12 protein-coding genes are annotated in these 12,916 nt (G+C 70.6%); 2 read left to right on the plus strand and 10 right to left on the minus strand.

All coding sequences use genetic code 11. The annotated features are described in order from the left end of the window. Nucleotides 1-6: 6 nt before the first annotated feature. On the minus strand, nucleotides 7-1,044 hold the full coding sequence (locus LGM42_RS13555; protein ID WP_226232435.1) for a LysR family transcriptional regulator: 1,038 nt from the start codon (nucleotides 1,042-1,044) through the stop codon (nucleotides 7-9). Then, nucleotides 1,041-2,015, minus strand: a complete 975-nt coding sequence (locus LGM42_RS13560) for an AraC family transcriptional regulator (RefSeq protein WP_099317124.1) — start codon at nucleotides 2,013-2,015, stop codon at nucleotides 1,041-1,043. Before LGM42_RS13560 ends, LGM42_RS13555 begins: the two co-directional genes overlap by 4 nt. A gap of 149 nt (nucleotides 2,016-2,164) precedes the next feature. Here LGM42_RS13560 and LGM42_RS13565 point away from each other — a divergent pair, with 149 nt between their 5' ends. Together LGM42_RS13565 and LGM42_RS13570 are read left to right on the plus strand one after the other, a co-directional pair. Beyond that, nucleotides 2,165-3,271: an NAD/NADP-dependent octopine/nopaline dehydrogenase family protein gene (locus LGM42_RS13565; protein ID WP_226232436.1), complete on the plus strand. Its 1,107-nt coding sequence runs from the start codon at nucleotides 2,165-2,167 to the stop codon at nucleotides 3,269-3,271. Further along, on the plus strand, nucleotides 3,268-4,278 hold the full coding sequence (locus LGM42_RS13570) for a 3-hydroxybutyryl-CoA dehydrogenase (protein WP_226232437.1): 1,011 nt from the start codon (nucleotides 3,268-3,270) through the stop codon (nucleotides 4,276-4,278). The genes LGM42_RS13565 and LGM42_RS13570 overlap by 4 nt, the downstream gene beginning before the upstream one ends. Nucleotides 4,279-4,397: 119 nt before the next feature. Here LGM42_RS13570 and LGM42_RS13575 read toward each other — a convergent pair whose 3' ends face one another. The 8 genes from LGM42_RS13575 to LGM42_RS13610 all read right to left on the minus strand — a co-directional run bounded on the left by LGM42_RS13575 (nucleotide 4,398) and on the right by LGM42_RS13610 (nucleotide 12,750). Beyond that, nucleotides 4,398-5,735, minus strand: a complete 1,338-nt coding sequence (locus LGM42_RS13575; RefSeq protein ID WP_060315706.1) for an MFS transporter — start codon at nucleotides 5,733-5,735, stop codon at nucleotides 4,398-4,400. A gap of 169 nt (nucleotides 5,736-5,904) precedes the next feature. Then, nucleotides 5,905-6,951, minus strand: coding sequence for an ABC transporter substrate-binding protein (locus tag LGM42_RS13580; RefSeq protein ID WP_124863837.1), 1,047 nt, complete (start codon nucleotides 6,949-6,951; stop codon nucleotides 5,905-5,907). Further along, nucleotides 6,948-8,099: an NAD(P)/FAD-dependent oxidoreductase gene (locus tag LGM42_RS13585; RefSeq protein WP_226232438.1), complete on the minus strand. Its 1,152-nt coding sequence runs from the start codon at nucleotides 8,097-8,099 to the stop codon at nucleotides 6,948-6,950. Before LGM42_RS13585 ends, LGM42_RS13580 begins: the two co-directional genes overlap by 4 nt. After that, a complete protein-coding gene (locus LGM42_RS13590; RefSeq protein WP_226232439.1) occupies nucleotides 8,092-9,534 on the minus strand; it encodes an NAD(P)/FAD-dependent oxidoreductase in 1,443 nt (480 codons plus the stop codon). The genes LGM42_RS13585 and LGM42_RS13590 overlap by 8 nt, the downstream gene beginning before the upstream one ends. Continuing rightward, nucleotides 9,531-9,878 (minus strand): (2Fe-2S)-binding protein, encoded by a 348-nt coding sequence (locus tag LGM42_RS13595; protein WP_059580162.1) that lies wholly within the window; start codon nucleotides 9,876-9,878, stop codon nucleotides 9,531-9,533. Before LGM42_RS13595 ends, LGM42_RS13590 begins: the two co-directional genes overlap by 4 nt. Next, on the minus strand, nucleotides 9,878-10,672 hold the full coding sequence (locus LGM42_RS13600) for an ABC transporter permease (protein WP_059580164.1): 795 nt from the start codon (nucleotides 10,670-10,672) through the stop codon (nucleotides 9,878-9,880). The genes LGM42_RS13595 and LGM42_RS13600 overlap by 1 nt, the downstream gene beginning before the upstream one ends. Then, nucleotides 10,669-11,667, minus strand: a complete 999-nt coding sequence (locus LGM42_RS13605; RefSeq protein ID WP_060315689.1) for an ABC transporter permease — start codon at nucleotides 11,665-11,667, stop codon at nucleotides 10,669-10,671. Before LGM42_RS13605 ends, LGM42_RS13600 begins: the two co-directional genes overlap by 4 nt. Continuing rightward, the gene (locus LGM42_RS13610; RefSeq protein ID WP_059580170.1) at nucleotides 11,668-12,750 is read right to left on the minus strand and encodes an ABC transporter ATP-binding protein; all 1,083 of its coding nucleotides are present in this window, start codon (nucleotides 12,748-12,750) and stop codon (nucleotides 11,668-11,670) included. Between the last annotated feature and the right edge of the window lie 166 nt (nucleotides 12,751-12,916).

The following is a 12,916-nucleotide window of genomic DNA, read 5'->3' on the forward strand; positions in this document are numbered from 1 at the left end:
GCGCCGCTACGCGCAGGCGGGCGGCTGCGGCGCGAGCCATGCGTCGAACGGCGCCTGCTCGCCGATATTGAACAGTTCGAGCAGCAGCGCGCGCAGCCAGCGATGGCCGGGGTCCGCGTCGAAGCGGCGATGCCAGTACGCGTTGACGGCCCACTCGCCGGCGCCGGCGACTTCGTACAGCACGCACGGCTGGCGCGCCGCGAACGTGATCGCGATCGTCTCCGGCAGGATCAGCGCATAGTCGCCGCCTTGCAGCAATGCCGGCACCACCATGAAATCGGGCAGCGCCGCGCGCACGCGCGGCATCAGTTCGTGCCGTTCGAGCAATTGCATCGATTGCGGATGCGACGTGATCGCGACGAAGCGCAGCGCGTCGGGCGCCGCGCCGTCGAGCACGAAATCGTCGGGCAGGCCGACGCGCCGGGCGGTGCGGCGCGGCATCAGCAGCACGCAGCGCTCGTGCAGCAGCGCGGTGCGCTGGAAATGGCTCGACGCATCGGCGAAATGGCCGAGCGCGAAGTCGATGCGCCCCGATTCGAGCGCGACGTTGAGCTGGCACTCGTCGACGTGCAGCGTCTCGATCACGGCGCCCGGCGCGCGCCGGTCGAACGCGGCGAGCAGCGTCGGCAGGAACGCGCTCGCCGCGAAATCGCTCATGTGCAGGCGGAACACGCGCTGCGTGCTGTCGGGCGCGAAGCGCGAGCCTTCGTCGAGCACGCCCTGCAGGATCGCGAGCGCCTTGTCGACCGAGATCGCGAGCCGTTGCGCGCGCGGGGTCGGCTCGACGCCGGTGCCGGTGCGCACGAACAGCGCGTCGCGGAACATCAGCCGCAGCCGGCCGAGCGCGTGGCTGACGGACGGCTGCGTGACGCCGAGCCGCAGCGCCGCGCGGCCGACGTTCCGCTCTTCATACACCGCGCGAAACGTCTTCAACAGGTTGAGATCGAGATCCTGCACGCGCAGGCCGTCGGGCGAGTCGCCGTCGTGCGGCGCGGCTTCGGGGCGGGCGGGGGCCGTCGCGCGGCCGGGAGTGGAGAGCGTCAACGTGTCTGCCTCGCGGTGACGGAAGGCGCGTGGCCGTAACGCCGCGCATATGCCTTCGCGAAATGGCCGAAGCCATGGATGCCGTGCGCGATCAGCACGTCGGTCACGCTGCGCGCGTCGCCGCGTTGCAGCGCCGCGTGCACGGCGGCGAGCCGGCGCTCGCGCACGTACGCGGCCGGCGTGGTGTGCAGGAACGCGCGGAACGCATGCTGCAGCGTGCGCGGCGCGACGCCCGCGACGGCCGCCAGCACGGCGAGCGCGAGCGGTTCGCCGAGGTGCGCATCGACGTGAGCGCACGCGCGCCGCACGTGCGCGGGCAGCGGTGGCGTGCCGCGCAGCAGCGCGTCGCTGTACGCGTGCGGCAGGTGCGTGAGCAGCAGCGACATCAGCCACGCGGTGAGGTCCGCGCCGAACACCGGCGACGCCGTGCCGATGCGCGGCTGCGCGCCGAGCCGGCACAGGTATTCGAAGGTCGACAGCACGAGCGCGGCGCCCGCGCCCGCGCCGCTCGTCGCGAGGTCGAATTGCAGCGGCCGCGTGAGCGGCGCGCGCAGCATGTCCTGCAACTTGCGTTCGAGCGCGCCGCGTTCGAGCCGCAGCACGAGATTGCGGCAATCGCGGCTCGTGCGCAGGCGGCTCGCGAGCGCGGGCGACGACACGGTCAGCGCGCCGGGGCCGGCGCGCGCGACGACGCTGCCGGCCTGCAGTTCGCACGCGCCCGCGAGCGTCAGCCGGAACAGGAAGTGATCGGCGTCGTCGCCGAAATCGATGCGCGTTTCACGGCCGTAGCAGAGTTCGAGCAGCGCGCCGTGATGCAGCGGCACCTCGTACAGCTCCGCATGAAACGGATCGCGGCCGGACGCGGCCATCCGATGCGGCCCGAGACGATGCGCGACCGCGCGTTCGACTTCGTCGGGCGCCTGCAGCGTGCCGAGCCGGTTCGGCGCATGACGGGAAAGGGCGATGTCCATTCCTAGACCTCGAAGCGGAGGCGGGCGTGCAGCGTCGTGCACGGCGCCGCGATTGCGTTGCGCGAACGGGCGCGTCGTTGCGCGTTTTGAAGCGACGCGGCGCAGGCGGCCGCGTAGTCTCGGACAGACTCGATCACCGGGAGAAAACGATGAAGGTATGTGTTCTGGGCGGCGGCCACGGCTGCCATGCGGCGGCCATCGACCTGCTCGAAAAAGGCCACGACGTGACGTGGTGGCGGCGCGACCGCGCGCCGCATGCGCGGCTGCGCGAGCTCGGCGTGCTGAACGTCACCGACTATCGCGGCAAGCGCACGGTGCCGCTCGGCGACGCGCCCGGCGCGATTCGCCTGACCGACGATCTCGCCGCCGCGTTGAGCGGCGCGCGGCTCGTCGTGGTGCCGCTGCCGGCCACGTCGCACGACGCGCTCGCCGCGCAGGTCGCGCCGCTGCTGGAGGACGGCCAGGTCGTGTTTTTGCCGCCCGGCACGTTCGGCAGCGTCGTGTTTGCCCGCGCGGCGGCCGATGCCGGCAATCGTGCGCGCGTCGCGTTCGCCGAAACGGGCACGCTGCCGTACCTCGTGCGCAAGCATGGCGACAACGACGTCGTGATCAGCGCGTACGCGACGCGCCTGCCGACCGGCGTGTGGCCGGCGAACGCGGCCGGCCGGGCGTTCGACGTGCTGCGTGCGGGCTATCCGTCGGTCGAGCCGGTCGAGGATGCGTTGTCCGGCGCGCTGATGAACGCGGGCCCGGTGATCCATCCGCCGCTGATCCTGATGAACGCCGGGCCGCTCGAACACTTCGACGCGTGGGACATCCACAACGAAGGCACGCAGCCGTCGATCCGCCGCGTGACGAGCGCGCTCGACGCCGAACGTATCGCGGTGCGCGAAGCGCTCGGCTACCGCGCGCCGCATTTTCCGCTCGCCGATCACTACGCGACCGAAGGCGACGAGTGGATGTACGGGCGCGGCGCGCACGGCAAGCTGACCGATAGCGGCGACTGGCGCGAGAAGATCGATCTGCGCACGCATCGCTACATGCTCGAGGACACCCGGCTCGGGCTGTCGTTCATCGTGTCGTGCGGGCGTTGGGCCGGCGTGCCGACGCCCGTCGCGCAGGGGCTGCTGAGCATCGCGAGCGCGGTGGCGGTGCGCGACCTGTACGCGGAAGGCCGCACGCTGGAACGGCTCGGGCTCGTGGCGCTGTCACGCGACGCGCTGCGCGTGCTGCTCGGCGCGGGGTACACGGCATGAAGGCGGCCGCGGAAGTGACGCGCATCCACGTGCTCGGCGCGGGGCGCATGGGGCAGGGCATCGCGCTCGTGTTCGCGTTCGCGGGCCTCGACGTGACGCTGATCGACTTCAAGCCGCGCGATGCGGCCGGCCGTCGCGCATTCGACGATCGCACGCGCGACGAGATCGCCCGGCCGCTGCATGCGCAGGTCGCGCTGGGCCGCATCGATGCCGCACAGGCGGATGCCGTCGTCGCGCGCGTCGCGATCGTCGCGCGGGACGGCGCGGCCGACGCGGTGCGCGATGCCGATATCGTGTTCGAAGCGCTGCCCGAAGTGCTCGATGCCAAGGCGGACGCGCTGCGCTGGCTCGGCGAACACGTCGATGCGCACGCAACGATCGCGTCCACCACGTCGACGTTCGTCGTCACCGAATTGCAGCGCTACGTCGCGCACCCGGCGCGGATGCTGAACGCACACTGGCTCAATCCCGCGCTGCTGATGCCGCTCGTCGAGGTCAGCCGCAGCGATGTAACGGATCGGTCCGTCGTCGACGCGCTCGCGGCGCTGCTCGAACGCGTGGGCAAGAAGCCGGTGATCTGCGGGCCGGCGCCCGGCTATATCGTGCCGCGCATCCAGGCGCTCGCGATGAACGAGGCCGCGCGGATGGTCGAGGAAGGCGTCGCAAGCGCGGAGGATATCGACACGGCCATCCGCACCGGCTTCGGCCCGCGCTTCGCGGTGCTCGGGCTGCTCGAATTCATCGACTGGGGCGGCTGCGACATCCTGTATTACGCGTCGGCGTACCTGGCCGGCGAGATCGGGCCGCGCTTCGCGCCGGCCGAGAGCGTCGTGCGCAACATGGAAGCCGGCCGCGACGGCGTGCGCACGGGCGCCGGCTTCCACGACTATGCGAACGTGGATGTACCCGCGTACATGCGCCGGCGGCTCGGCGAATTCGCGCGGCTGCTCGACCATCTCGGGCTGGCGCCGGCGTTCGACAGCGCGCGGCGCGGCCGGGACGCGTAGCCTCGACGTTGCGGCTGCGTGCGCTTGCGGCGCCGCGCCAGCGCGCACGTGGCGCCGTGAACCGGTGCGCCAATCGTTTACCGGCAACGCGGGTGCGGCGGCCGGCGCGGGCCGCGCGCTCATGCCGCGTCGCCGCGCGTGCCGGCCGCCGGTACGGCACGCGTCTCGCGCATCACGCACAGCGTCGCGACGGTCACGAGGCCGAGCGCGACGAGGAACAGCGATACGGGCCACGACGCGTGATAGCGCGCGAGCAGCGCGGTCGCGATCAGCGGCGACATCCCGCCCGCGAAGATCGACGCGACTTCATGGCCGAGCGCGACGCCCGAGTAACGCACTTCGGTGCTGAACAGCTCGCCGACGAGCGCCGGCAGCGTGCCGATCATCGCACCGTGGCTCACCGCCGTGCCGACCGTCAGCGCGAGCCACACGAGCGGCGTCACGCGCGTATCGAGCAGCCAGAAGAACGGAAACGCGCACGCGATCAGGCTCAGCGCGCCGATCAGGTACACGGGCTTGCGGCCGATCCGGTCGGACAGGCGACCCCACGCGAGCATTGCGCCCATCTCGACGATCATCGCGATCATCACGCCGGTCAGCATCGTGCCGCTCGGAATCCCGACGTACTTGCCGTAGACGAGCGAGAACGCGAGGAAGATGTACGCACCGCCGTTCTCGGCCACGCGCAGCCCCATCGCGAGCAGGATTTCCTTCGGATGGCGGCGGATGCACTCGACGATCGGCAAATGCGTGCGCGCACCGCGCTTGCCGGCCTGCTCGAAGTCGCGGCTTTCCGGCAGATGGCGGCGGATATAGATGCCGATCGCGAAGATCGCGATGCTCGCGAGGAACGGCAGCCGCCAGCCCCACGTGCGGAACATGTCGTCCGGCAGCGCCTGCGCGGCGAGAAACGCGGCCGACGACAGCACGAAGCCGCCGCCCACGCCGAGCTGGCTCCACGCCGCGTAATAGCCGCGCTGCTCGGGCGGCGCGTTCTCGCTGATCATCAGCACGCCGCCGCCCCATTCGCCGCCGGACGCGATGCCCTGCAGCAGCCGCAGCACGACGAGCGCGGCCGGCGCCCACAGGCCGACCTGCGCGTAGGTCGGCAGCAGGCCGATCGCGAAGGTCGATGCGCCCATGATCAGCAGCGTCCACACGAGCGACGCCTTGCGTCCGTAGCGATCGCCGACGTGGCCGAACACGATTCCGCCGAGCGGCCGCGCGACGAAACCGAGCGCGAATGCGGCGAACGCGGCGAGGCTGCCGGCCAGTGGCGATGCGCCGGGCGGAAAGAACACGTGGCCGAACACCAGCGCTGCGGCCGTGCCGTAGACGAAAAAGTCATACCATTCCATCGCGTTGCCGGCGACGGAGGCGATGACGATCCGGCGTAGTTGCCGGTCGGCGAGCGGCCGGGCGGCGCTCGGGGATTGCACGGTGTCGGTCGGGTACATGGCGGACTCTGAAGGGGAGGCGGGCGCGTGCCGTCTTTTGCAGCACTGCGGGCTAGTGTTGTCGGCCCCGCCGGCCCCGGTCAAATCCGCAGAAAAAGGGGAGTGTCATCACTCCGGTTGATGATGGTCGCCGCGCCCGTTGCTGCGTGCCACGCGCGCGGCGGGGCCCTCACCGCTCGATCTGCCGATTCCACCGCGTATCCCACTGCGCACGGCGTGCGTTGATCGCGGTCCAGTCGACCACCGTCACCTTGCGCACCAGATCGTCGACGTTGCCGAGGCTTTGCTGCATCGTGGCAGGCATCTTCGCGAGACGGTTGGTCGGAATCTGCTTGCCGGCCTCGGCCGCCTTCGTCTGCGCGGGCGCGGACAGCAAAAACTGCGCGAGCTTCTGCGCGAGTTGTGGATCGGGATTGTTCGCGACCACGCACAGGTCGACGAGCAGCAGCACCGGGCCTTCCTTCGGATTCGCATACGCAACGGGGATGCCCTTGTCCTGCAGGTCGCCGACGCCGGTCGGCGTCAGCGGGAACAGGCCGGCTTCGCCCGTCTGCACCATCTCCGAGATCTTCGCCGAGTTCGGGATGTACTCGACGACGTTCGGCCCGACCGTGCTCGCCCACTTGCTGAAGCCCGGCTCGACGTTCTGTTCGTTGCCGCCGAGCAGCCGGTTGATCGCGAGGAAGCCGTGCAGCCCGAACGTGCTGCTCGACGCCGACTGGAACACGACCTTGCCCTTGTATTTCGGATCGGCGAAATCCATCCACGACGTCGGCGGCGCCCAGCCTTTCTCGGTGAACAGCTTCTTGTTGTACGCGATGCCGGTCATCCCGAGCTGCACGCCCGCGCCGACGTCGTCCTTCATCCGCGCGAACGGGTACAACTCCTTCAATACCGGCGAATCGTCGAGTTTCTGGCATACGCCGAGGCTCACCGCGCGCGCCATCACGCCGTCGTCGAGGAACGCGACGTGGATCTGCGGTTTGTTGCGGTTCGCGAGCAACTTCGCGAGCACGTCCGACGACGTGCCGGGCACGATCACCACCTTCACGTTGTTGGCCTTCTCGAAGTCGGGCAGCACCTGGCTCGTATAGGCCTTTTCCATCGGCCCGCCGTTCATGCCGACGTAGATCGTCTTCGTTTGCGCGCACGCGGGCGCGCCGGCGCCTGCGATGCAAAGGGCGGCGGCCGCCGCGATCGTGCCGAGCAGTTTCATTTTTGGATCTCCTCTTGACGGAAAGGGGCGGTCGGCGCGGCTTGCGGGAAGAAGCGGCCGATCGAGAATGCGTCGAGTGGCGTGACGGTTTCGCCGGTCGTGACGAGATCGGCGAGTACTTCGCCGACTCCCGGCGCGAGCAGGAAGCCGCCGCCTGAAAAGCCGAATGCATGCAGCAGGTGCGGCGTCGTGCGGCTCGCGCCGATGATCGGGTTGTGGTCGGGCGTGCAGCCTTCGACGCCGCTCCACGTACGGATCAGCAGCGCGTCGCGCAGCGCGGGCAGCAGCGCGCACGCGTCGCGCATCACCGCGCGCGTCGTATCGACCGACGGCTGGCCGAATTCGCCGTCGCCGCGGCCGCGGCCGCCGCCGATCACGCAGTTGCCGCGCGCGACCTGGCGCGCGTACACGCCGCCGCCGTACACGCCGAGGTTGTGCGCGATGAACGGCGGCAGCGGTTCGGTCACCCACATGTTCGGGTAGATCGGCTCCATCGGCACGGCTTCGCCGAAGCGCTCGGCGATCGTGTTCGCCCATGCGCCGGCCGAATTGATCAGCCATGTCGCCGTGTGCGCGCGGCCGCCGGCCTGCACGTGAAAGCGCGTGCCGTCGTGGTGAACCTCGTCGACCGGGGTGTGCTCGAACACGTCCGCGCCCGCCGCGCGAGCCGCGCGCGCGAACGCGGGCGACACGAGGCGCGGGTTCGCATGGCCATCGGTCTCGCACAGCGAGCCGCCGAGCGCCGCGCGGCCGAGCCACGGGTAGCGGCGGCGGAACGCGTCGCCGCGTATCACCTGCAGCGGCAAGCCGTGTTCGCCGGCGAGAGCGGCGTACGCGTCGAGCGCGTCGAGATCGGCGCCGCTGCGCGCAAGCCGCAAGTGGCCGGACACGACGAATTCGCCGTCGATGCCGATCAGTTCGGGCAGGCGATCCCAGATACGCCGCGCGCGCAGCGCGAGCGGCAATTGCTCGGCCGGGCGGCCCTGGCAGCGCACACCGCCGTAGTTCACGCCGCTCGCCTGCGCACCGCAGTCGCGCCGCTCGAACAGCCCGACGCGCAAGCCGCGTCGCGTGAGCGCGAGTGCGGCCGACGCGCCGACGAGGCCGCCGCCGACGATCGCGACGTCGTAATGTCGACGCTCACTCATCGCGCGCCTCGTCGGGAATCGCCGCGACGTCGTCGCCCGCGAGCGCGGCCGAGATCGGGAACGGCTTCACCGGCGGTTGCGCACGCAACCGGCCGACGTCGGCGAGCGGAAGGCCGGTTTCGGCGGCCAGCACGAGCGCGGCCGCGTCGCCGCACATGCGGCCCTGGCAGCGACCCATGCCGACGCGCGTCAGCGCTTTCAGCCGGTTCATTTCGGTCGCTGCGCCCGCGCGAATGCAGCGGCGCAGCGTGCCCGCGTCGACTTCCTCGCAGCGGCACACGATCGTGTCGTCGGGGCAGCGCGCGGCTTGGTCGGCCGGCGGCGCGAATGCCGCTTCGAGGCCCACGCGGAACGAGCCGATGCGTGCGAGCGTGCGGTCGAGCGCCGCCGTGTCGGGTTTGCCGGACGGCGAGCGAGATGCGATGCCGGCATCGTCGAGCAACGCGAGCGCCGCACGTCGGCCCGACGCTTCGGCCGCGTCGGCGCCCGCGATGCCCGCGCCGTCGCCGGCGACGTAGATACCGCGCACCGACGTGCGCCCGGCTGCGTCGCGCTCCGGCAGCCATGCGCGATCGAGCGGGTCGAAGCCGAACCGGCAGCCGGCCAGATCGGCGAGCTGCGTTTCGGAACGCAGGCCGAAGCCGAGGCCGAGCGCATCGCAGTCGAGCACGCGCGGCGACGCGGTGCGCTCGTCGTCGCCGGCGGCGCGCCATGCGAGCCCCGTCACGTGTCGGGCGCCGAGCACGCGCTCGAGCGTGACGCCCGTTTCGATCGCGACGCCGTGCGCGCGCAGCCAGCCGATGGTGTAGAGCCCCTTCGCGAAGATCGACGGCATGCGCAGCAGCGCGGGCGCGGCGGCGGCCTGGCGGCGCAGCGGGCTCGTATCGAGCACGGCCGCGACCTGCGCGCCGGCCTTCGCATACTGGTAAGCGACGAGGTAAAGCAGCGGCCCCGTGCCCGCGAAAACGATGCGCCGGCCGATCGCGCAGCCCTGCGCCTTCAGCGCGACCTGTGCGCCGCCGAGCGTATAGACGCCCGCGAGCGTCCAGCCCGGCACGGGCAGCACGCGGTCGGTGGCGCCGCTCGCGACGATCAGGTGCGCGTACGGCACCGTCACTTCACGGCCGTCCTGCAGCGTGTCGACGCGGCCCGCGCCGCATGACCACGCCAGCGTGTTCGGCCGGTAGTCGACGTGCGGCAGCAGCGCGGCCATCGTCCGGTGCAGCGCGTCGGCCTTCGCGGCCTCGAAGCCGTACAGCGTGCGCTTGTCGCGCGCGAACGCGGCGCCGGCCGGCGGTTGACGATAGATCTGTCCGCCCCAGCGCGCGTTCTCGTCGATCACGACCGGCCGCAGTCCCGCGTCGACCAGTGCCTCGGCCGCGCGCACGCCGGCCGGCCCCGCGCCGACGATCACCGGCTGCAGCGCGGCGCTCATGCTGCGTCTCCGGCTGCGATCGGCCGGGCGATCGTGAGAATACGCATGCCTTCGACGATCGGCGTCGAGCATGCGCGCACGCGCGCGCCGGCCTCGGTGCGCACCCAGCAGTCCTGGCACGCGCCGATCAGGCAGAAGCCCGCGCGCGGCTGCCCGCTGAATTCGCTGATGCGCACGCGACGCTGCGCGACCAGAATCGCGGTGAGCACGGTGTCGCCAGCAAGCGCCTGCGCAGGGCGGCCGTCGAGCGTGAATGCGACGGACGCGCGCTCGCGTTCGGCGACGCGCACGAACTGCGCGCCGTCGTCCGCGATGTCGTTGGTACGGGAAACGGGAGTCGTCATCAATGTTGGCCGATCAGGATGCGGTTCAGGCCGTACACGCGATCGAGCAGCAGCATCGCGCCGGCGGTGATGAAGATGACGAGCGCCGACACCGACGCCATCATCGGGTCGATCGATTCGGTCGCGTACATGTACATGCGCACGGGCAGCGTGACCGTCTGCGGCGACGTGACGAAGATCGACATCGTCAGCTCGTCGAAGCTGTTGATGAACGCGAGCAGCCAGCCGCCCGTGATGCCGGGCACGATCATCGGCAGCGTGATGCGGCGGAAGGTCGTCCACGGGTCCGCGCCGAGCGAGCATGCGGCCTGCTCGATGCTGCGGTCGAGGCCCGCGACGGACGCGAGCACGAGCCGCATCACGAACGGCGTGATGACGATCATGTGCGCGAGCACGAGCCATGCGAACGAACCGGTCGCGCCGATCAGCGCGAAAAAGCGCAGCAGCGCGATGCCGAGCACGAGGCCGGGAATCACGAGCGGCGACAGCAGCAGCCCGTTGAGGAACGCGCGGCCCGGAAACGTCGCGCGGCCGATCGCGAGGCCGGCCGGCAACGCGATCGCGAGCGACAGCGTCGCCGACGCGAACGCGAGCTTCACGCTGTTGAGGAACGCGGTGACGAAGTCGGGATAGTCGAGGATCGCGCGGAACCAGCGCAGCGACACGCCGCGGGTCGGCAGCGTCAGCGTTTCGTCGGGCGTGAACGCGACGAGCACGACGATCACGAGCGGCGCGAGCACGAACAGGATCACGAGCGTGTGGAACGCCAGCGCAAAGGGGCCGTTCTTTCTCATCGGGAGGCGCCTCCGAGGCTGCGCGCGTAGCGGCGTTCGAGCACGCGGTAGTAGGTGAGCATCACGACGAGGTTCGCCGCGAGCAGCAGCACCGCGATCGTCGCGCCGAGCGGCCAGTTCAGCGAGCCGAGGAATTCGTCGTAGACGGCCGTGGCCGCGACCTTCAGGCGGCGCCCGCCGAGCAGGCCCGGAATCGCGAACGCGCTCGCCGACAGCCCGAACACCATCAGGCTGCCCGACAGCACGCCGGGCATCAGTTGCGGCACGACGATGCGGCGCAGCGTCGTGAACGGCGACGCGCCGAGCGACAACGCCGCGTGCTCGGTCTGCGGATCGAGCCGTTGCAGCGCGGTCCACACCGGGATCACCATGAACGGCAGCATCACGTGCACCAGCGCGATCACGATCGCGAAGGTCGTGTATTCGAGCTTGTACGGCCCGAGGCCGACGAGCGCGAGCGCCTGGTTCACGAGCCCGCTCGTGTTCAGCAGCATGCTCCAGCCGAACGCGCGCACGACCACCGACACGAGCAGCGGCGCGAGGATCGCGAGCAGGAACAGCGAGCGCCACGGGTCGCGCATTTTCGACAGCACGTAGGCTTCCGGCGTGCCGATCGCGACGCAGATCGCGGTGGTCAGCGCGGCAATGCCGAACGTGCGCGCGAAGATCGTGTGGAAGTACGACGAGCCGAGCACTTCCGCGTAGTTGCCGAACTGGAACGCGGCGGTGGGGCCGGTGGCCGGGTCGAAGCGGTAGAACGTCAGCACGAACGTCATCGCGAGCGGCACGAGCACGAGCGCGGCGAACAGCGCGAATGCAGGTGCGCACATCAGCCACAGCGGCGCATGCGCGCGCCAGCGCGCGCGCGGCGCGCCGCCGCCGACGGCACGGGGCGTCACCGCGTCCGCCGCGTCCGTGGCGGCCACGGTCGCGCCCGATTGCGCGAGCCCGGCCGGTGCGCCTTCGGTCGAGAGCGGGCGGGAAGGCTGTCGCATTCAGGCCTCCCGGCGCATCACGCGCACCGCGTCGCTGTGCCAGTCGATGCCGACCGGCGCGCCTTCCGCGAGCGGCTCCGCGCCTTCGTTCTGGCAGCACACGAGCACCTCGCCGAGCGCGCTGTCGACGCGGTACAGCCACTGGCTGCCGAGGAAGAAGCGGCTCGTGACGGTCGCCGCGAAGCGGCCGGCCTCGGGCGCGCACAGCCGCAGCTTTTCGGGGCGGATGCAGACCGATACCGCGTCGCCCACGCGCACGTCGCGCTCGCGCGGGGGCAGATGCGCGGTGCGGCCCGTCTCGGCGAGATCGTGCCCGAGGTCGATGCGGATCGCGTCGCCGTCGTGCGCGACGATCGTGCCGGGCAGCAGGTTCGCCTTGCCGATGAATTGCGACACGAAATGATTTTCGGGGCGCTCGTATGCGCGATACGGCGTATCGGTCTGCGTGATGCGGCCGGCTTCCATCACGACCACGCGGTCGCTGATCGACAGCGCTTCCGACTGATCGTGCGTGACCATGATCGTCGTCGTGCCGATCTTGCGCTGGATCGCGCGCAGCTCGAACTGCATGTCCTCGCGCAGCTTCGCGTCGAGGTTCGACATCGGCTCGTCGAGCAGCAGCACGGGCGGCTCGATCACGACCGCGCGCGCGATCGCCACGCGCTGCCGCTGGCCGCCGGACAATTCGCGCGGAAAGCGGTGCGCGAGCGCGTCGAGCCGCACGAGCGCCAGCGCCGCGCGAATGCGCTCCGCGCGCTCGGCCTTGTCGACGCCGCGCATGTCGAGGCCGAAGCCGACGTTCTCCGCGACGCTCATGTGCGGAAACAGCGCATAGCTCTGGAACACGATGCCGAGCCCGCGGCGGTTCGGCTTCAGGTGCGTGATGTCCTGCCCGTCGAGCGCGATGCGGCCGCGCGTGACGTCGACGAAGCCGGCGATCATCTGCAGCGTGGTGGTCTTGCCGCAGCCGGACGGCCCGAGCAGCGACACGAATTCGCCTTGCTCGACCGACAGGTTGACGTCCGCGACGGCGGTGAGCTCGCCGAAGGTTTTCGTCAGATCCGTAAGCGTGAGAAACGACATGGAGAGCTCCGGGTTCGCACACCGCATGGCCGGTGCGCCGATGACGCGGACTCTAGCCAGCCATATTTCGGCGCGTCAATTTCGAATTCTGCTGAACGGGATGAATTTCGGAAAAATTCCATTGAACGGAACGAATCGGAAAATCGCCTGCGAATCGTTCCGTTGT

The sequence above is a fragment of the Burkholderia sp. AU39826 genome (assembly GCF_020419965.1).
GTDB lineage: Bacteria > Pseudomonadota > Gammaproteobacteria > Burkholderiales > Burkholderiaceae > Burkholderia > Burkholderia semiarida.

Coding starts and splice junctions, on each gene's coding strand:
- LGM42_RS13560 (WP_099317124.1), bottom strand. CDS start 2,015: ATGGACATCGCCCTTTCCCGTCATGCGCCGAACCGGCTCGGCACGCTG.
- LGM42_RS13565 (WP_226232436.1), top strand. CDS start 2,165: ATGAAGGTATGTGTTCTGGGCGGCGGCCACGGCTGCCATGCGGCGGCC.
- LGM42_RS13570 (WP_226232437.1), top strand. CDS start 3,268: ATGAAGGCGGCCGCGGAAGTGACGCGCATCCACGTGCTCGGCGCGGGG.
- LGM42_RS13575 (WP_060315706.1), bottom strand. CDS start 5,735: ATGTACCCGACCGACACCGTGCAATCCCCGAGCGCCGCCCGGCCGCTC.
- LGM42_RS13580 (WP_124863837.1), bottom strand. CDS start 6,951: ATGAAACTGCTCGGCACGATCGCGGCGGCCGCCGCCCTTTGCATCGCA.
- LGM42_RS13585 (WP_226232438.1), bottom strand. CDS start 8,099: ATGAGTGAGCGTCGACATTACGACGTCGCGATCGTCGGCGGCGGCCTC.
- LGM42_RS13590 (WP_226232439.1), bottom strand. CDS start 9,534: ATGAGCGCCGCGCTGCAGCCGGTGATCGTCGGCGCGGGGCCGGCCGGC.
- LGM42_RS13595 (WP_059580162.1), bottom strand. CDS start 9,878: ATGACGACTCCCGTTTCCCGTACCAACGACATCGCGGACGACGGCGCG.
- LGM42_RS13600 (WP_059580164.1), bottom strand. CDS start 10,672: ATGAGAAAGAACGGCCCCTTTGCGCTGGCGTTCCACACGCTCGTGATC.
- LGM42_RS13605 (WP_060315689.1), bottom strand. CDS start 11,667: ATGCGACAGCCTTCCCGCCCGCTCTCGACCGAAGGCGCACCGGCCGGG.
- LGM42_RS13610 (WP_059580170.1), bottom strand. CDS start 12,750: ATGTCGTTTCTCACGCTTACGGATCTGACGAAAACCTTCGGCGAGCTC.